17 protein-coding genes are annotated in these 18838 nt (G+C 70.6%); 6 read left to right on the forward strand and 11 right to left on the reverse strand.

Annotation, left to right across the window (positions count from 1 at the left end):
* Positions 1-20: 20 nt before the first annotated feature.
* Together Vau01_RS22295 and Vau01_RS22300 are read right to left on the reverse strand one after the other, a co-directional pair.
* A complete protein-coding gene (locus tag Vau01_RS22295; RefSeq protein WP_203995960.1) occupies positions 21-560 on the reverse strand; it encodes an alpha/beta hydrolase family protein in 540 nt (179 codons plus the stop codon).
* Between the two features lie 43 nt (positions 561-603).
* Positions 604-777 carry a hypothetical protein gene (locus tag Vau01_RS22300; protein ID WP_203995962.1) on the reverse strand — a complete coding sequence of 58 codons (174 nt, stop codon included), beginning with the start codon at positions 775-777 and terminating at the stop codon, positions 604-606.
* Positions 778-823: 46 nt separating this feature from the next.
* Between Vau01_RS22300 and Vau01_RS22305 the strand changes: the two genes are divergently transcribed.
* Positions 824-1672: an alpha/beta fold hydrolase gene (locus Vau01_RS22305; protein WP_203995963.1), complete on the forward strand. Its 849-nt coding sequence runs from the start codon at positions 824-826 to the stop codon at positions 1670-1672.
* A gap of 11 nt (positions 1673-1683) precedes the next feature.
* On the opposite strand, the gene Vau01_RS22310 is transcribed toward Vau01_RS22305, so the two are convergent.
* From Vau01_RS22310 to Vau01_RS22340, 7 genes are all read right to left on the reverse strand, one after another.
* On the reverse strand, positions 1684-2706 hold the full coding sequence (locus tag Vau01_RS22310; protein WP_203995964.1) for a hypothetical protein: 1023 nt from the start codon (positions 2704-2706) through the stop codon (positions 1684-1686).
* Between the two features lie 15 nt (positions 2707-2721).
* Complete coding sequence (locus tag Vau01_RS22315) at positions 2722-4179, reverse strand: phenylacetate--CoA ligase family protein (protein ID WP_203995965.1); 1458 nt, start codon at positions 4177-4179, stop codon at positions 2722-2724.
* Between the two features lie 209 nt (positions 4180-4388).
* Entirely contained in the window at positions 4389-4772 is a 384-nt protein-coding gene (locus Vau01_RS22320; protein WP_203995967.1) for a cupredoxin domain-containing protein, read from the reverse strand.
* Between the two features lie 191 nt (positions 4773-4963).
* Positions 4964-6388 (reverse strand): multicopper oxidase family protein, encoded by a 1425-nt coding sequence (locus Vau01_RS22325; protein ID WP_239151771.1) that lies wholly within the window; start codon positions 6386-6388, stop codon positions 4964-4966.
* 256 nt (positions 6389-6644) lie between these two features.
* A complete protein-coding gene (locus Vau01_RS22330; protein WP_203995968.1) occupies positions 6645-7451 on the reverse strand; it encodes an ATP-binding cassette domain-containing protein in 807 nt (268 codons plus the stop codon).
* Complete coding sequence (locus Vau01_RS22335; RefSeq protein ID WP_203995969.1) at positions 7448-8455, reverse strand: ABC transporter permease; 1008 nt, start codon at positions 8453-8455, stop codon at positions 7448-7450. The genes Vau01_RS22330 and Vau01_RS22335 overlap by 4 nt, the downstream gene beginning before the upstream one ends.
* 1 nt (position 8456) lies before the next feature.
* Positions 8457-9530, reverse strand: a complete 1074-nt coding sequence (locus tag Vau01_RS22340) for a substrate-binding domain-containing protein (protein ID WP_203995970.1) — start codon at positions 9528-9530, stop codon at positions 8457-8459.
* 266 nt (positions 9531-9796) lie between these two features.
* Here Vau01_RS22340 and Vau01_RS22345 point away from each other — a divergent pair, with 266 nt between their 5' ends.
* Positions 9797-10870, forward strand: a complete 1074-nt coding sequence (locus tag Vau01_RS22345; protein WP_203995971.1) for a LacI family DNA-binding transcriptional regulator — start codon at positions 9797-9799, stop codon at positions 10868-10870.
* A gap of 13 nt (positions 10871-10883) precedes the next feature.
* Here Vau01_RS22345 and Vau01_RS22350 read toward each other — a convergent pair whose 3' ends face one another.
* Positions 10884-12467 (reverse strand): discoidin/SUN/FTP domain-containing protein, encoded by a 1584-nt coding sequence (locus Vau01_RS22350; RefSeq protein ID WP_203995972.1) that lies wholly within the window; start codon positions 12465-12467, stop codon positions 10884-10886.
* 38 nt (positions 12468-12505) lie between these two features.
* The gene (locus Vau01_RS22355; RefSeq protein ID WP_203995973.1) at positions 12506-15106 is read right to left on the reverse strand and encodes an ATP-binding protein; all 2601 of its coding nucleotides are present in this window, start codon (positions 15104-15106) and stop codon (positions 12506-12508) included.
* 115 nt (positions 15107-15221) lie between these two features.
* On the opposite strand from Vau01_RS22355, the gene Vau01_RS22360 reads away from it, so the two are divergent.
* From Vau01_RS22360 to Vau01_RS22375, 4 genes are all read left to right on the forward strand, one after another.
* Entirely contained in the window at positions 15222-15743 is a 522-nt protein-coding gene (locus tag Vau01_RS22360; RefSeq protein WP_203995975.1) for an RICIN domain-containing protein, read from the forward strand.
* Between the two features lie 180 nt (positions 15744-15923).
* Positions 15924-17066, forward strand: a complete 1143-nt coding sequence (locus Vau01_RS22365) for a glycoside hydrolase family 26 protein (RefSeq protein WP_239151772.1) — start codon at positions 15924-15926, stop codon at positions 17064-17066.
* A 143-nt stretch (positions 17067-17209) separates the two neighbouring features.
* Positions 17210-18037: an SCO6745 family protein gene (locus Vau01_RS22370; RefSeq protein WP_239151773.1), complete on the forward strand. Its 828-nt coding sequence runs from the start codon at positions 17210-17212 to the stop codon at positions 18035-18037.
* A gap of 39 nt (positions 18038-18076) precedes the next feature.
* Entirely contained in the window at positions 18077-18832 is a 756-nt protein-coding gene (locus Vau01_RS22375; protein ID WP_203995976.1) for a class I SAM-dependent DNA methyltransferase, read from the forward strand.
* The last annotated feature ends 6 nt before the right edge of the window (positions 18833-18838 follow it).

The following is an 18838-nucleotide window of genomic DNA, read 5'->3' on the forward strand; positions in this document are numbered from 1 at the left end:
GCGTGGATAGCCCCGCGTTCTCACGTCGCTGCGATCCGATCCAGGAGGAACCGGACCGTGGCGTCGATGACGTCGTCGAAGTGCCGGCCGTTGCCGGGGTAGTGGAACGCATGCTCGGCATGGTCGTACTCGAGCAGTGTGCACTCGTTGCCGGCCAGCACCATCGCGTCCCGGAACCGCCGTACGTGGTCGATCGGCTCGACCTCGTCGGCGGTTCCGTGCTGGATCAGCATCGGCGGACTGCCCGGCCGCACGAACTCGATCAGCGAGTAGTCGATTGCCCGTCCCGCCGCGATGCCGGCCCGCTGTTCGATGGAGCGCCGGACCTCCGGCGGGAAGGCGAGCAGGTCCAGGCCCGCCGGGTTGAGGGCCACGACGGCCGCGACGCCGGGGTCGGTCATCGCGGCGAGGAGCGCGAGATGCGCGCCGGCCGAACTGCCACCCGAGGCCAGACACTGTTTCTCGAGACCGCGGAGCGCGGCCAGTCTCCTGACATGCACGACCGCCCGCCGGACGTCGCTGACGCAGTCGTCGATGCCCGCGGCACCCTGACCGAGCAACCGATACCCGGCAGACGCGGCGAAGATCCCGCGTGCCGCCAGCTCACGGCAGTGCGGGGGCCAGCCCGTCGGCTGAACCCGTGCGCAGCGCGCCGCCGTGGAACAGGACGATGCCGGCCGCGAGCCGCGCACCGTCGGCCGGCTCGAAGACCAGCAGGGGCAGTTCACCGCCGTCGCCGGTCTCGTAGACCGTCGACGACTCGCGACAGGCCGTCATGAACGGCACATCCTCCCATGGTCCGCGCGTCGGCGACACTGTGCTGATGACTGATGCCGTGTACGCCGACGACGGTTGCAAGCTGTGGGCGCAGCGCCTCGGAGCCGGCCCACCCCTGGTGCTGTGCCACGGTGGTCCGGGCCTGTGGGACACCTTCACCGACCTCGGTGACCGGCTGGCCGGCGTCGCCCGGGTGGTTCGCTGGGACCAGCGTGGCTGCGGCCGATCGGACCGGCGCGGCCCCTACACCGTCGCCCGGACGATGGCCGACCTCGACGCCGTCCGCGAACAGCTCGCGGGACCGCGCATGGTGCTGCTCGGCCACTCCTTCGGTGCCACCCTCGCGCTGCGGTACGCGCTGGCCCACCCGGACCGCGTCAGCGCACTGATCTACGTCTCCGGCACGGGCATCGACGCCGAACGGGCCTGGAACCCCGTCTACCAACGGAATCTGCGGACCGGGCTCGGCACCCGCCTGGCGCGGTGGGAGGAGCTCGACAGCCGCGACCGGACCCCGGACGAGGATCGGGAATGGGCGATCCTGCAATGGTCCGCCGACTTCGCCGACCGCGACCGGGCACCGCGGCTGGCCGAGCGGATGGCCACACCGTGGCTGGGCATCAACTACGACTGCCACGCCGGCCTGAGCGCCGATGACAAGCGGTATCTGCGGACCACCGACGTGGCCGCGCAGTGCCGAACCCTGACGGTTCCGACCCTGATCCTGCACGGTGACCGCGACATCCGCCCGACGTCGGCGGTCGACTCGCTGCACCGGGCCCTGCCGAACAGCACGCTCGTCACCCTGGCCGGCGTCGGCCACGTGCCATGGCTGGAAGCCGCCGACCAGTTCTCCGCGGCCGTCACGGATTTCATGGTCCGCAGCGGTCAGTGACCCGACCCGGGCTATTCGGCCCGGGCCGCCGTGGCGTCGGGTGCCGGGACGTCAGCCGCTGCCGGCGACTCGGCAGGGGCGGGCGCCGCGGGGGACACGGGGGACACGGGGGACACGGACCGCGCGTCCGCGGTCGCCCGCGTCAACGGCGGTACCGAGCCGGACGGGTCGGCGCGGTACTCGGCGAAGGTCCGTTCCCGCCCGTAGCGCCGCTTCAGCAACAGGTAGGTGGTGATGGCCGCCGGGCCGAAGAAGATCTGCGCCGGCGTCACGATGTTGGTGCTGCCGCGGGTGAACTCGCTGATGATCAGCGGCGCGACGGTCGGCGCGATCGACCCGAAGACCGCGATCACCCCGATGGCCGTGCGGGCCGCCTTCGGCCCGTACGCCTTGAACGCGGCCATCGTGAACAACGCGTAGACGAGCAGGTCGCCGAGGCCGATGTTGGCTTCGAAGATCCCGGTGCGCATGCCCATCGACGGGTTGAGCGGCTTGCCGATGAACGCGTCGGCCAGCCGCACGGTGAAGCTGACGAACATCAGGTCGTAGAAGCCGAGCGTCACCGCGAACCAGGCGACGTGCTGGAGCCGCATGCCGCCCTGGACGTAGAGGTTGGCCACCGCGACCGCGGTCAGCAGCACCAGGGTGCTGTTCATGACCATGAACAGCTGCCAGCCCTCGACGGTGCCGAGCATGTTCTGGGCGACCCAGATCTCCGCGCCGATGAGCAGACCGATCGCCGGCCAGAGCAGCTGCCGGGGAACGACCGTGCGGTATCCGATGGACAGGGCCGCGGCGAACGTCACGATCAGGAAGCCGGTCAGGGCCCACCGCGGCAGGACGACGTAGAGCAGCGGCAGCCCGATGATGAAGATGTACAGCACGGCGATGTCGCGGCCGTTGAACACGCCGACCGGTGGCCGTTCCATCCGGATCCGTCGCAGCACCACGAGCGCCATGACGCAGACGGCCATGACGGCGATGAGCGTGACGGGCGTCGCGAACAGCGTCTGCGGCACCATGAGATCGAGCATCGTTCCGGCCTCCGATCAGTACGCGCGGGTGGTGAAGGTGGACTCGATGAGATCGGCGCGGACCGCGCGCAGGGCCGTCGCCTCGTCGTCGGCGACGATGCGCAGCTCCACGTCGAGCCCGCGATCGGCCAGGTGGGTGGTCACCGCGTCGGCACCGAAACCGTCCACTGTGGAGTGTGGCAGGGTGAGCCCGAGGCGTCCGTCGTCCAGGACCTCGGCGCGGAACCGCGCCGGCCACGGTCTGGTCGGCAGCGCCTCCAGCGCCTCCACCAGGTCCCGGGTCGTCGCGCCGGCGGCGCGGCTACCGGCGCCGGCTGCGCGGCCACCGGTGGCCGCCCCGCGGGGCAGGCCCTCGAACTTGCCGAGGATCAGCGAGGTGGCCGGCGTGCCGGCCAGGTCGCAGCCGAGCGGACCGTCGGGCAGCACGCGGACCAGGTCGCGGGTGTCGTAGCGGAAGACCGGCATGCATTCGCGGTACGGGTAGTAGGGCGTGATGACCACCGTGCCGAGTTCGCCCGCGGTGGCGGGTTCGCCGGTCGCCACCGACAGCACCTCGACGTGACCGGTGTTGAGATCGTGGTGCAGGTGCCCGAGGTTGCAGCTGCGACCGGTGACGGGCAGCACCTCGGTCATCGCGAACGTGTCGTTGATGTTCGGCGTGCCGAACGTCTCGCGCGCGGCGGCGGCCAGCGCGGTGGAGAGCACCTCGCCGCCGGTGTCGACGCGGCGCAGCCGGAATTCGGCCGGACCCACGCCGCGGCGGGCGGCCGCCTTGATGAGCAGCGCCAGGTACGACGGGTACGTGGCCAGGATCGTCGGCTTCCCGTGCAGCATCGCGTCGAGCGCCTCGTCGGGCGGTACCAGTCCGACCACGTCGGCCCGGGCGCCGGCCAGCCGGCAGACGCCGACATCCTGCTGCACCGCGGCGGTGGCGCGCGAACTGAGGCAGACCTGCATCGCGTCGGTCGGGCCGATCTCGCCACGCAGGATCCCGGACAGGGCCGCGAACGCGGGCCACATGCTCGCCTCGTACCGCGACAACCAGATCTCGACCGGCGCGCCGGTCGAGCCGGTGGTGCGGGTGGAGATCACCGGCGTCGAGCCCGCGCACAGGAAGGCGCGCGGCTCGGCCACCAGATCGGCCTTGACCGTCAGCGGTAGCTCGCCGAGGTTGTCGACGGTGAGCCGCCGCGGGTCGACGCCCGCGGCGGCGAACCGCTGCGCGTAGAACGGTGAGACGTTGACCAGGCGGCGCGCGGTGCGACGCAGGGCGCGTTCGGTGAGGTCGCGGCGGACTGTCGGGTCCGCGAACGGACCGTCGACCAACTGTCCGACGTCGTCGCCCGGTTCGCCGAACTCCCGCAGGGTCGCAAGAGCGTCATCGACGAGGCCGGTCAGAACGCCGACGTTCAACGGCCGGCCCCAGACCATTGCCAGTGCCAGCCGCAACTGCCGTACACCTGTTTCGAACACCGTGCCCTCCCTGGGCTCCGTTCCGTTCGTGTGCGCAATTGGATCGGGTCAGGAACCGCCGCCACACGCTGCGAAAAGCACCGCCGACATTGAACCCATCACGTACCGGACATGCTTGGCACTTACGATGAGAGCCGTCATTTTGCACCCCCTCTCCTTGTGCGTCGGGCCGGCGACGGTGTACCGAGGCCGGAATTCGGGGGCAGCCGCTATTCGGTCACGATGATGGTGAGATTCATCGGTTGATGCAGCTGGCAGGTGATGTGGTACGTCCCCGGCGTGTTCCACGGCCCGGACACGAACGTGTCACCGGTCTCGGAGCTGAACAGGCCACGCTCACCCAGGTTCGGCGCGCCCGGTTCGGGCGCTATCCGACCCTGGTCACCCGGGCCGATGACGTGCAGCCAGGTGGAGTCGTTGTAGAAGACGATCGACCCACCACGCGGGATCGTGATGGTCTGCGGACCGGTGAACTTCTCGTGCTCCATCCCGACGGTGCCGGCCGGGGCCCGTTCCGGAGCACTGACCGCCGACGGGAGGAAAAGACCCGCGGCCACCAGCGCGGCGCCGATCAGAATTCTCGGGAACCTCATTCGTTGCCCTCGCTTCACGAGCGATGCATTTCGATGTGTGGTAACGAATGTACCGAGGGGTGTCCACCTACTGAAATCAGCTTATTGACGATTACGAAACCCGGTTGGCGGTTGCCATTGCAGTCGCGGGGGAGTAGGGATCGCCGGAAGTCGATCTCCATTCATCGGGGTATTTCAATGGCTTGATCGGGTCAATCTGGATGATTGTCGCCAGGGCCACCAATCCGGTATGGCGCGGAAACACCGATGTAAGAAAGATGGGCAATTAGTCCAGTCGATGAATGGGTCAGGTTATGGCAGTGATCCATCCAGATGCCTGGATTGTCCGCGACGAACGCGATGACGTATGTGGAGCCTTTCTGCACGTCCAGCGAGTCCGTCCACCATGGACTGCCCGTGGCCCGCACCCCGTTGCGTTCGAGCACGACGGCGTGATGTCCGTGCAGGTGCATCGGATGCAGCGAGCCGAAATTGTTGCGAATCGTCATCACCACGACGTCGCCTTCGGCCACCATGAACATCGGCACGTCCGGGTAGAGCCGCCCGTTCACCGTCCACCAACTGGCGAGCCGGCCGTCGACGAAGCCCAGCCGGCGGTCGACAACATACCGGAACCGCCGGTCCGGTCGGGTCGGGTCGAACCCGATCGGGGCCGGCCGACCGTAGGACAGGAAGTCGACGTTGCCTTCCAGCGCCCGCACCGGTGACACGTCCGCCGTCGGTGGGCCGATCGCCAGGGCGGCACCGACACCGAAGTCGACCCGCACCGCCGGGCCGTCCGCGGGCAGGGTCAGCGCGAGGTCGACCCGGCCGCCGCCGGCCAGGACCACGGTCTTGTCGCGGACCTCCGGCGGCTCGACGACGTCCCGCCCGTCCAGCGCCAGGACCCGGTAGGCGGCGCCGGCCACCGACACGATGATCGACGCGAACTCCGTGTTGACCACCCGCACCCGCACCGACGTCCCGGCGGCCGCGGGCGCCCGCTGCATCCCGGTGCGCCCGGAAACGGTGCCCAGCCCGCGGTACGAGTGGACGACGGCCACCACGTCGTCGATCGCGGCGACATCCGCCACCGGCCGTGGGGCGACCACGAGCGCGCCGAACAGCCCGCCCGGCACCTGCACGCTGGAGTGCTGGTGTGAGTGGTACCAGTAGGTGCCGGCGTCCTCGACCCGGAACCGGTACACGTGCCGCTTCCCGGGTCGCACCGCGTCCTGGGTCACCCCGGCGACCCCGTCCTCGGCGTTGGGCACGTCGACTCCGTGCCAGTGCAGGCTGGTGCCGGCGCGGATCGATTCGTTGACCAGCGTCACCTCGACGAGGTCGCCCTGCACCGCCCGGATCGTCGGGCCGGGGGACTGGTGGTCCAGCGTGTACCCGTCGATCCGTTCGCCGGTGGCCAGCGTGAACCGCTCCTGCCGGGCGGTCAGGGTGACGGTCACGTCCGGCGCGGCGGTCCGGTCACCGGAGAGATCGGCGACGCTGACCGTGCCGTGGTGGTTCGCGTGGTCCCGGGGTCCCGGCCCGCCACCGAGGTCGACGTGACCCATGTCCATGACCGAGTACGAGCCGGGTAGCAGGCTGTCGAACCACAACCAGCCGGGAACCGCCAGCACCGCGACGGTGACCGCCGCGACGATCGCCGTGCGCCGCCGGAACCGGCGACGGCCTGCGGGAGGCTCCGGCTCGCCGGCGCCACGTGCCTGCGACTGCGCGGCGGCCGCGCGCGCCTGCGGTTGGCCGCCGGCGCCACGCGCCGCGCTGCGGATGAGGCGGCCGATCGATCTCAGGCCGTCGAGGTACGGGGCGACTGTCGACCTCCATGGATCGGCTGCGACGCCATGCTACGGGCCGGCCCGTCCACCCCCGCTGTCAACCAGTCGACAATCCTTGCGCGTCGGAGAGCGTGGTGGCGCCGGTCATGATGGCCACGGCCTCCGACATCGTGTGGGAGGACGGTGTGACGATTCCCGCGCACCGGCCGAGCCGTTGGATGTGGATGCGGTCGGCGACCTCGAACACGTGCGGCATGTTGTGGCTGATCAGGATGACCGGTAGCCCGCGCGAGCGGACCTCCTGGATGAGCTTGAGGACCTGGGTGGACTCCTTCACGCCGAGCGCGGCGGTCGGTTCGTCGAGGACGATGATCCGGCTGCCGAACGCCGCGGCGCGCGCGACCGCGACCGCCTGGCGCTGCCCGCCCGACAGCGTCTCCACGGGTTGCGCCATGTTCTGCAGCGTGCCGATCCCGAGTTCGGCCATGGCCGCGGCGGCGTCGCGACGCATCCCCTTCTTGTCGAGCATCCGCAGCACGGTGCCGAGGAAACCGGGCCGGCGGCGCTCGCGGCCGAGGTAGAGATTGCTCGCCACGTCGAGGGCGGGCGCGACCGCGAGGGTCTGGTACACCGTCTCGATGCCGGCGTCCCGGGCGTCCTGGGGCCGCTTGAAGTGGACCGGTCGGCCGTCGACGAACAGCTCCCCGGCGTCGGGAACGAGCGCACCGGTGAGGCACTTGATGAGCGTCGACTTGCCGGCACCGTTGTCCCCGATGACGGCGAGCACCTCGCCCGGGTACAGGTCGACGTCGACGCCGTCGAGGCCGACCACCCGGCCGAACGTCTTCACCAGCCCGCGCGCGGACAGCACGGGCTCGCGGTCGGCGTTGTCGGTGGAACTCATGCCTTCACCTTCCTGATCCACTGGTCGACCGAGACGGCCAGGATCACCAGCACGCCGACCGCCAGCACCCGGTACTGGTCGTCGACGCCGGCGAGCGACAGACCACTGCGGAAGGAGCCGACGATCAACGCGCCGAACAGCGTCCCGAGCAGGGCGCCCCGGCCGCCGAACAGGCTCGTGCCGCCGATGACGACGGCGGTGATGCTCTCCAGGTTGGCGTCGGTGATGGCGTTCGGGCTGGCCGCGCCCGCCCGGCCGATGAGGATCCAGGCGGCCAGGCCGTAGATGATCCCGGCCACCACGTACACGCTCACCAGCACCCGGTCCACCCGGATCCCGGCCAGTCGGGCCGCTTCCTTGTCGTCACCGACGGCGTAGAGGTGCCGGCCCCAGGCGCTGTTGGCCAGAACGAAGCCCACCACCAGGTACAGCGCGCCGACGAGGACGACGCCGGTGGTGATCCGGAACTCGCCGATCGGGAACGTCTCCCCGGTCCAGCTCAGCAGCGCCGGGAGTTTGGTGTCCGGCACGCTCTGCCCACGGGAGTAGAGCAGCCCGATCGCGGTGAAGACGCTGAGGGTGCCGAGGGTGACGATGAACGGCGGCAGCTTGAGCCGGGTGACGAGACCCCCGTTCAGCAACCCGGCGGCGGCGCCCAGGGCGAGCCCGACACCGACGGCGACGATGCCCGGAATGCCGCCGTCCTCGGCGAGCTTCGCCGCCACCATCATGGACAGGATCGTGATCGCCCCGACCGACAGGTCGATGCCGGCGGTCAGGATGATCAGCGTCTGCCCGACCGCGAGCGCACCGATCACCGCGACCTGTTGCAGCACAAGGGACAGCGAGTTGGGCGAGGCGAACTTCGGGTTGATCGCGGAGAACACGACGAACGAGCCGATCAGGACCAGCAACGGGCTGATCGCCGGGTAGGAATGGAGCACGTGCTGGACGTGTTCGAGCGGCGAGCGTCGACGCCGCGCGAACTGCTCGGTGGCTGTCATGTCAGGCAGTGCCCCAGCAGAGCTTGGCGCCCTCGGTGCTGTCGATGCTGGTGACGCCGGTGGCCGCCTTGTCGGTGACCAGGGCGACGCCGGTGTCGTAGAAGTCCAGTCCGGACGTGACCTGCGGCTTGTCGCCACCGGTGGCGATCTGCTTGATCGCCTTGACGCCCAGCTCCGCCATCTTGATCGGGTACTGCTGCGACGTCGCGGCGATCACGCCGTTCTTGACCTGCTGGACGCCGTTGCAGCCGCCGTCGATGGAGACGACGAGGACGTCCTTGGCGTTGGCCGCCTTGAGCGCCTTCTGCGCGCCGACCGCGGCGGGCTCGTTGATGGTGTAGACGACGGTGACGGCCGGGTTCTTGGCCAGGCAGCGCTCCATCGCGGTACGGCCGCCGTCCTCGGCGCCCTCGGTCGGCTCGTTGCAGACGATCTGGTACGTCCCGCCGGAGTACCGGCCGGTCGGTGCCTCGTCGCCGTTCTTCTTTTTGTCCTTGGTCTCGATGCCCATGCCGGCCAGGAATCCCTGGTCGCGGTTGTAGTCGACCGACACGATCTTGTCGTTGAACAGGTCGAGCATGGCGATGACCGCCGGCTTGCCACCCAGGTTCGCCGCGGTCCACTTGCCGATCAGCTCGCCGGCCTTGTAGTTGTCCGTGGCGAACGTGATGTCCACGGTGCTCGCCGGATCCGGCGGGGTGTCCAGGGCGATGACGTACAGGCCCGCGTCCCGGGCCTTCTTGATCGCGGAGTTCACGCCGGGCCCGTTCGGGGTGATCAGGATGCCGTCGTCGTCGCGGGCGATGGCGTCCTCGATCGCCTTGACCTGGCCGGCCTCGTCACCGTCCTCCTTGCCGGCGGACACGGTCAGCTTGACGCCCTCGGCCGCGGCGGCCTTCTTGGCGCCGTCCTGCATGGTGACGAAGAACGGGTTGGTGGAGTTCTTGGTGATCAGCGAGACGGCCACGTCCTTGTCGTCGCCCGCGTCGTCGCCGCTGCACCCGGCGACCAGCAGGGCCAGGGCGGCTACGGACGCGAGCAGAGACGTGGCCCGCCGGCCGGTCCGGTACATCATGGGTGCTCCTTCGATCGGGGGGTGACACCGACCCGAGCCCGACGACCGGCTCGACAACGATGTCAGAGCAGTTTCATCCTGTGCCGGAAGCGTGTCAATATCTCTTCCAGCAGTGTTGTTCGCGGAGGTAGTCGATCGGCACCGATCTTGACATCGTTGTCAACGGCGACGAAGATTCGGCGGACGGACCGCGGTGCCGGGCGGGCACGGACGCGCGACCTAGACTCGCGGGGCGGCCGGCGCACTCGGATCAATGGGGGAATGCGATGACACCAGGGCCTCCGGGACGCCGCGCCGGTGAACCGACCGACGGGCCCGGGCCCCGGGGCAGAGCCACCCTGCGCGACGTCGCCCTGCTCGCGGGCGTGAGCCCGAAGACGGTGTCGCGGGTGGTGAACGGCGAGGCCGGCGTCTCACCGGACAAGGTCACCGCCGTCCAGAAGGCCGTTGCCATGCTGGGCTACCGCCCGAACTTCACCGCGAGCAGCCTCCGGCGCACCAACGGACGGACCGCCGCCATCGCCGCGGTGCTGGAGAACGTCGCCAATCCGTTCTCCTCCGCCCTGCACCGCGCCCTGGAGGACGTGGCCCGCGACCGCAATGTCGTGATCTTCACGGGCAGCGTCGACGAGGACCCGGAACGGGAACGGGCCCTGATCAACGCGTTCACCACCCGGCAGGCGGACGCGTTGGTGATCATGCCGGCCAGCGACAACCAGCGGTACCTGGCGAAGGACATCGACGCCGCCACGCCGGTCGTGTTCGTCGACCGCCCGCCCGTCGGCATCGACGCCGACGCCGTGCTGGTCGACAACGCCTCCGGCGCGGCCACAGCCGTGCACCACCTGGTCGCGCGCGGGCACCGCGACATCGCGTACCTGGGCGACCTGTGCTCGATCGCCACCGCCCGGCAACGGTTCCAGGGCTTCAAGGAGGCGCTGAGCGACCACGGGATCCGGCCGACCCCGGACCACCTCGTGCACGACCTGCACACCGAGGACGACGCCGAGCAGGCCGTCCGGCGCCTGCTCACCGGCGACGCCCCACCCACCGCGCTGTTCACGTCGCAGAACCTGGTCACCATCGGCGCCGTCCGGGCCCTGCGCGGACTGGGCCACGAGCACCGGGTCGCCCTCGTCGGCTTCGACGACTTTCCCCTGGCCGACCTGCTGCAACCACCGGTGACCGTGGTGGCACAGGACCCGTCCGCGATGGGCACGCTGGCCGCGTCCCTGATCTTCCGCCGCCTCGACGGCGAGGACTGGCAACCGACGACGCACTTCGTACCGACCAGGCTGATACAGCGCGGGTCCGGGGAGATCCCCGGACCCCACGCGTAGACCACCACGGCTCTCAGCCGTACAGCTCCAACTCGTTGATCCGCACGTAGCCCGGCTGGTGGTCCGGTCCACGGTTGCACTCCACGATCACCACGCGCGTGCTGATCGGGGTGGTGAGGTTGAAGATCACCGACGGGGCGGTATTGGTCGTCGTCTCCGCCGCCACCCGCCAGAAGCCGAGGTTCGCGTCCCACCAGAGGACCCGGAAGCTCTTCATCGGGTAGCTGGCCGTGGTGTACAAGGCGATCTGGTTGATGGTCCGCATCACCCCGAGGTCGTAGGTCACCTTCTGGGCCAGCGGCGCGTTCCGGGCGTTGGCCCAGCTGTGCGCCCCGCCCAGGTCGGTGCTCGTCGAGCCGTCGATCGTCTTCGCCGTCGAGTACCCCCCGTACGTCGAGTCGGCGGTCACGATGCTGCTCCGGGCCCAGTTGGTGAAGCCGGTGCCGCCGTCGCCGCCGACGCCGCACACGTACGAGGTGACCTCACCGGTGGTGTACTCGGTGTTGAACAGGTCGGTGAACTGCACGATGTTGGAGCCCATGTCCTTGTCTTTTTCGGTCATGTTCCACGTGACGGTCCCGCCGCCGTTCGGAATCGTGTAGCTGTAGGACGTCGAGCCGCCCCGGTCGTCGATCTCGAACCAGATGTAGGCCCAGAACTGGCCGTATACCGCGGTGTCCCACGTGGTCAGCAATTTGTGGATGCCGTTCCAGTTGGAGTTCGTCCGGCCGATCCCGAAGTTGTAGACGGGTCCCTTGGCGCCGTTGGCGCCGAGCACCGTCAGCCGCATGTCGAGCTTGCCCTGGAACGGGCCCTCGAAGTCGCGCGGGTTCTCGATCAGCACCCACTCCAGGTACTCCCAGCCGCGGTTGTTGCGCTGCAGGCTCGGGTTGCACGGGGTGTCCATGGTCTCCATCGACCGTGCCGTCGACCGTGCCGTCGCCATGGGGCCCGGCGTCCGGGCCGGGGCCGAGGCGGCGAGCGCCTTCGACGCCTCGATCTCGGTGGCGGTCATGCCGACGCGCTCGTTGAGCGAGACGATCCAGAACTCCTGCGCCTCCATCTGCGCCTCGTCGATCATGATCCATTCGCTGAGGCCGCCGCCGGTGATCCACTGGAAGCCGGGGACCTCCAGGACCGACTCGTCCATCGGCGCCACGCCCATCGAGACGGTGGCCGACCGCGCCACCGACCCGAAGTTCGGCAGGTAGATCTGCGGCTTGTAGGTGCCGTCGGTGAGCGTCGCGAACTGGCCGACCGCGGTGCGCAGCACCTGCCACTGCGGCTCGGCCGGGTCGGTGAGACCCCGGGCCTCGGCCCGCGCGAGGAACGACTCGTAGAGCACGTTGGTGTCGCCGTCGAACTGCTCGGCGACCATCTCGTACACGAGGTTGCGCACGGCGTCGTCGCGGCTCAGCCGGATCGTGGGCTCCATCAGGTCGAAGAGCATGCTCTCGACCGAGGCGTTGGCGGTGGTCGGCGCGGCCGCGGCCGGCAGGCCGGGCCCGAGCGCGGCAAGAGCCATGAGGACGAGGGACGCGGCGCCTGCCACCAACCGGTACAGGATGAAGGGGCGGCGCTGGGGCAGAACGGTCATGGATGGCCCTCCGATCGACGGACGTCGACCGGGATGATTCATCCACCGCCCGCGTTCCGCCCCGGATCCCGAACATCGGCGAACAACACCGAACGCAGGTCGTCGGTCTCCGGCGCGGTGGAGCCGAGGTGGGCGTAGCCCTCGAGCGCCTCGGCGGCGTGCGTCCGCATCGCAGCGGCGTCGCCGAGCGCCCGGTACGCGCGGGCGAGGCCGGCGTGCGCCCGGGCCCGGTTGAACACCATGTCGACGCCGTCGGCCAGTTCCAGCGCGGCCCGGTACGACGCGAGGGCCCCGGCCGGCGGGGCGGTGTCGCCGAGTCCGATGAGCGCCGACGCCTGGCCCTCCCGGTCGCCGGTCTCGCGGAAGATGGCCAGCCCGGCGGTGAACAGCTCGACGGCGGCCGCCTGCTCGCCGCGCCGCAGCCGCAGCCGGCCCAGGTCGGCCAGCGCCCACGCCTCGCCCTGGCGGTTGCCGAAGCCCCGGAACGCGGCGAGGGCGGCGGTCAGGTGCTCGTCGGCCGCGTCGAAGCGGTCCAGGTCGACCTCGGCCAGCCCGAGGTTGACCAGCACCGCCGCCTCGCCGAACCGGTGTCCGGCCGCGCGCACCAGGTCGAGGGCGGCGGTGAGGTGGTCGACGGCCAGCCCGGCCCGCCCGCGTTGCGCCTCCACCGCGGCCAGGTCGACGAGCACGCGGGCCTGCGCGGCCGCGTCCCCCGACTCGCGTCCGACGGCGAGCGCCCGGTGCAGGTGCTCGACCGCCCGTTCGCTGTTGCCCATCCGGCGCTCGATCTTCGCGAGCGTGTTCAGCGCGTGCCCGTGGCCGGGGCGGTCGCCGGCGGCCTCGAACCGGCCGAGCGCGTCCCGCAGCGCCGCGCCCGCGTCGGCGAGCCGGCACAGGTGCAGGTGCGTCGCCCCGATGTTGAGCAGCGCGCGGGCCTGGCCGGTGAGGTCGCCGGTCGCCGTCGCGGCGCGCAGCGCGTGGCCGTGCACGGCGAGCGCGTCGTCGAAGTGACCGCCGTCGAGGTAGCGGGTCAGGATGACGCCCAGCGCGACCGCCTTCGCCGGCCAGCCGTGCGCGGCGGCGTGCGCGACGGCGGCGACCAGGTTCGACCGTTCGGCGTCCAGCCAGGCCCGCGCCTCGTCCGCACCGGCGAGGTCGGGCGCGGGCGTGGCGACCGCCGGAACCCGGGGCCGCTGGCCGGCGTCCGCCGGGTGCATGCGGTCCATGGCGGCGCCGGCGACCGCGAGATACAGGTCCAGCAGGCGGGCGACGGCCACCCGGCGGTCGTTCCCGCCGTCCTCCTCGGCGGCCAGCCGGGCGGCGTACGCGCGGAGCAGGTCGTGGGTGCCGAACCGGCCGGCCCCCGACGACGATGGCGTCGGGTGCACGAGGTGGGCGCGGGCCAGCGCGTCCAGCCCGCGCCGGGCCTCGGCCAGGTCGGTGCCGGCGAGCGCGGCCACCGCGTACGCGTCGACGTCGGTGCCGGGGTGCAGGCCGAGGAGCCGGAACATGCGGGCCACGGCCGGCGGCAGGTGCTGGACCGACCAGTGGAAGACGGCGGTCACCGCCGCGCGCGGATCGCCGCCGGCGTCGAGCCGCACCAGCCGTTCCTGCCGGTCGGCCAGCTCCGCGGCGAGCTCCGCCACCGGGGTCGCCGGTCGGGCCACCGCCAGTTCGGCGGCGAGCCGCAGCGCCAACGGCAGCCGCGAGCACCGTTCGGCCAGCGCCGCGGTGGCGTCCGGCGCGTCGGTCGCGCGCGCTCCGATCAACGCGCCGAGCAGCGCGGTCGCGTCGGCCCGGGGGAGCGGATCGAGGACGACGCGGCGCGCGCCGTCGCGCGCGACGAACCCGGCGAGACTGTCGCGGCTGGTGACCACCACCATGCCCGGCCCGGACCCGGGCAGCAGCGGGCGGACCTGCTCCGCGGTGGCGGCGTTGTCGAGCACCACGAGCACCCGCCGCCCGACGAGCCGCGACCGGTAGAGGGCCGCCCGGTCGTCGACGTCGGCGGGGACGTCGGCGGGGGCGGTGCCGAGGGCGCCGAGCAGCCGGGCCAGGGCGTCGGCCGGCGCGACCGGACGATCCGGGTCGTAGCCGCGCAGGTTCACGTAGAGCTGCCCGTCGGGGAATTGGTCGGCGACGCGGTGCGCCCAGTGCACGACCAGCGCCGTCTTGCCCACCCCGGCGGTGCCGGACACGACCACGATCGCGACCGCGTCGCCCGAGGGCAGCAGCCCGTCGAGGGTGTCGAGGTGCCGGTCGCGGCCCGTGAACGCGGCGACGTCGCCGGGCAGCTGCCGGGGAAGGCTTGCCCGCGGACCGGTGTCCCGGTGGGCCGGCCGGCGGTGCCGTTCGGCGACGCGGTCCCGCGCGGTGGCCAGCGCGCCCTGCTCGGTCGGGGTGGCGCCGAGCAGGCCCAGCAGCACGTCGAACCGGTCGGTGGGCGGCAGCGTGTGGCCGGTCAGATACTCGGCGACCGCGGTGGTCGACCACCCGGACCGGGCGGCCAGCTCGCGGTAGGTGAGTTCGCCGCCGCCCCGCTGCCGGGCGTGCCTGCGCCGCAGTTCCCGGAGCAGCCCGGCGAGGTCGGCCACGCTCTCCGCCGCGGCCGGGTCGAGCCGCCGCCGGTCCGCCGTCATACCGCACGACTTTATATTCACGGCGGTCGAACCGAGGCGAATATACGTTTCATGTACGAGCCGGTCGTAGCCTCCCCTCGCACGTCCAACCAGAGAACTCGAAGGGGGACTGAAAATGCTGCGACGACTGCTCGCCGCGATCGTGGCCGGGCTGGCCGTGACCGTGCCGGTGATCCAGGAGAAGGCCGCGGCCGCCGCCGTCACCGGCCCGTTCGAGATCGTGTTCGCCCACTCCGGCAAGTGCCTCGACGTGGCGGGCGCGACACCGCTGAACGTCCAGTTGACCCAGTACACGTGCACCGGCGCGCACAACACGCACTGGTACCTGGACTGGGCCGCCGACAGCAGCTATTTCCTGATCCGCAACCGTGCGACGTCGCAGTGCGTCAACATCTCCGGCAACGTGTACCTCAACGGCAGGCCGATCATCCAGTGGCCGTGCAACGCGGCGTACAACAACGAGCGCTTCCGCCGGACGTCCGCGCCCAACGGCTACTCGTACATCGAGTCGTGGCTGGCCCCGGGAAAGGTGGTCCACCAACAGGGCAACCAGACGCACACGAACAACGCGCCGGTGACGCTGTGGGAGAAGAGCGCGAGCGCCAGGAACACCCAGGTCACGTTCATCCAGCAATGACTGGCACGCCCGGCTCGACGGCGTTCGCCAGCGGTGGCAACCGTTCGGAAACCCGTGCGAACGGCCGGTCCGAACGTGGACACCGCAACGGCAACTGACGGCGACCCGAGGCATCAACGCGGGCTCCGCATTCTTCTCGTTGTCCAGCCCCGGACAGCATGTTGACGAGGAGAGCCCTAAGTGACTCACACCCGCCAGAACCCCATTTCCCGCGTTGCCCGCCGTGCCATCTCCCTGGCCGTCGTCACCGTCGCCGCTTCGGCGGGTATCGCCCTCGCCGCCCCCGCGGCGATGGCCGGCTCGGGCGCCGAGCCCACCAGCGGATCGACCAGCAAGACCGCTCCGATCCCGGCCGTCGCGCCGGCGAAGCCGGGTACGAACTGCACGGTGGACGCGAAGTTGGTGCCCTCGTGCAACGTGTTGTGGGGTGCTGCGGCCGGTGGGTTCAGTGAGACCCCCCGTGACCAGGCGTTGCGCGAGTGGGAGGCGAAGTCCGGGCGGACGGCGTCCATCTACCACACCTACCACCGTGGTGACGAGATGTTCCCGACGAAGGCCGAGATCGCCATGGCCAACGAGACGGGGAAGCCGCGGATCCTGTTCACGAACTGGAAGGTCGGTTACAACACCAAGTGGGGCAAGGTCGCCGCTGGTGAGCAGAATGCCCGGATCGACAAGCTGTCGGCCCACATCAAGGCCAACTACGGCAAGGACAAGTTCTTCATGGCCGTGCACCACGAGCCGGAGAACGACGTGTCGACCGACCCCAAGTCGCAGATGACCGCCAAGGACTACGCGAACATGGTCCGGTACACCATCAAGCGGATGAAGGCCAACGGCGTCACCAATGTCGTGTTCGTGATGGCGTACATGAACGTGGAGAAGTGGAACGACTCGCCGTGGTGGGCCGACCTGTACCCGGGCAACGACGTCATCGACTGGGTGGCCGTTGACTCCTACGTGAACGCGCAGCCGAAGGGCTTCCACGCCGGCGACTTCACCTACCTGATGAACCGCACCACCGGTAAGTCGAAGTTCAACGGCTGGTACAACTGGGCCCTGACGACGAACAAGCCGATCATGGTGGCCGAGTGGGCCGTGTACGAGTGCAAGAAGGCGTGCAGCCCGGCCGAGAAGGCGAAGATCCACGCCAAGATCGTCGAGCAGATGAAGGCCATGCCCGCCATCAAGGCGATGGTGGCGTTCGACACGGCGTCGGACCAGCAGGGCCTCGACATGCGCATCGACTCGACCTCGCAGTCGCTGGCGTCGTTCAAGAAGATCGCCGCCGACCCGATCTTCAACGTCAACATCGGCCGGTAGATCCACAGTAGACAATGGCGCGGTCCCCACCGGGGGGCCGCGCCACTGTCGTTCGGCAAGAAGATGTGGCGAGGGTGTCGGATCGGGGCGGCCGCGTTCGTTGCAGGGGTGAACAGTCATCCGCCAGAGCTGGGAGCCGCGTCATGACCACCACCGCCCGTCGCATGTTCGAGCTGCTGGAGCCGATCTGCCTGGTCTCCTTCCTCGCGGACGAATGCAACGAGGAGCTGGCCGCGCTCGGCCACCGCACCTACTGGGACGGCTACTTCGCCAGCCGTGCCGCGCCGCTGGGGCGGGTGCCGGCGGAGGTCGTGCACGCCGCGTTCTACAACTTCGCCGACGGGGAGGCCGCGCGGCACATCCCGAGCGCCTGGGAGACGATCGCGCCCGAGGCGTCCGTCGCCGCGCGGGAGCGGGGCAGCGCGGCCTCGCTACGGCGGATCCTCGGCGACGAGCTGGCCGACTCCCCGGGCCTGGTCCGCGCCGCCGACCTGACCACGAAGGCCGCCACGAGCGCGCCGACAGCGGGTCGGGTGATGTACGCCGGGATGCGCACCCTGCCGGTGCCGGGCGAGCCGGTCGCCCGGTTGTGGCACTCGGCGACCATGCTGCGCGAGCACCGCGGCGACGGGCACATCGCGGCTCTCGTCGGCGCGCGGATCGGCGGCACGGAGGCGCACGTGCTGTCGGCGCTGGAGATGGGCGTTCACCCGCCGGAGTCGTTCGGGCGCATCCACCACCTGCCCAAGGAGCGGCTGGCCGCCGTCATGGACGGCCTGCGCGAGCGCGGGATCGTCGACGCCGACGGCCGGTTCACCGACGCCGGCCGCGAGACCAAGCAACGCATCGAAGCCCTGACCGATGAGCTCGCCGCCCCGCCGTACGACGCCCTGTCGCCCGCCGAGCTCGACGAGCTGGTCGCCGAGCTCGAACCCCTCACCGCGATCCTGGTGGCCGCGGGATCGCAGTGACGGGGAGCGGTATCGTGTTCGTCGAATAGGGGAGCGTCGATGACCGAGTACGACCAGTTCGCCGACGAGTACGACCAGACTTTCCAGCTCGCGCCGTGGCGGACCCACATCGAGGCGTACTCGCTGCTGAAACGCGTCGGCGACGTGCGTGACCGGGCCTGGCTGGACGTGGCCTGCGGCACCGGGCCCTACGCCCGGGCGCTCCGGCAGCGCGGCGCCCGGCAGGTCGTCGGCGTGGACCTCTCCGCTGAGATGCTCAGGGTCGCCCGCCTCGCCGAGGAGCGGACCCCGCTCGGCATCGAGTACCACCAGCATGACGTCGCGACGATGCCGAGGCTCGGCGAGTTCGACGGCGCGATCGGCTCCCATCTGCTGCACTACGCTCCCGATGCCGCACGCCTTCGCGGCATGTGCGACAGCGTCGCCGACAACCTGGTGCCCGGCGGGCGCTTCGTCACCTTCCAGCTCAACCCGGACCTGGCCCGCCGGCCCGACTACTACCTGCCGTACGGCGCCGAGATCAGCCTGGATTCGAGTCGGACGCTGACCGATGGCGACGCGCTGACGTTCCGCATCAACGTCCCGGGCTTCCGTAGCCCGGAGGTGACCGTCTACCACTGGACCCGGGCCCGGTTGGACGAGACCCTCGGCGCGGCCGGTTTCGAGCGGATCCGCTGGAGCGCGCCGGAACTGTCGCCCGAGGCGGCGCAAGGCCCGGATCCCCAGCAGTGGCGGGACTTCCTCGACCGTCCACTGTGTATGGTCATCGAGTGTGTCCGGTCCACGGCCACATAGGTAGCC

The organism is Virgisporangium aurantiacum, assembly GCF_016863635.1.
Classification (GTDB): domain Bacteria; phylum Actinomycetota; class Actinomycetes; order Mycobacteriales; family Micromonosporaceae; genus Virgisporangium; species Virgisporangium aurantiacum.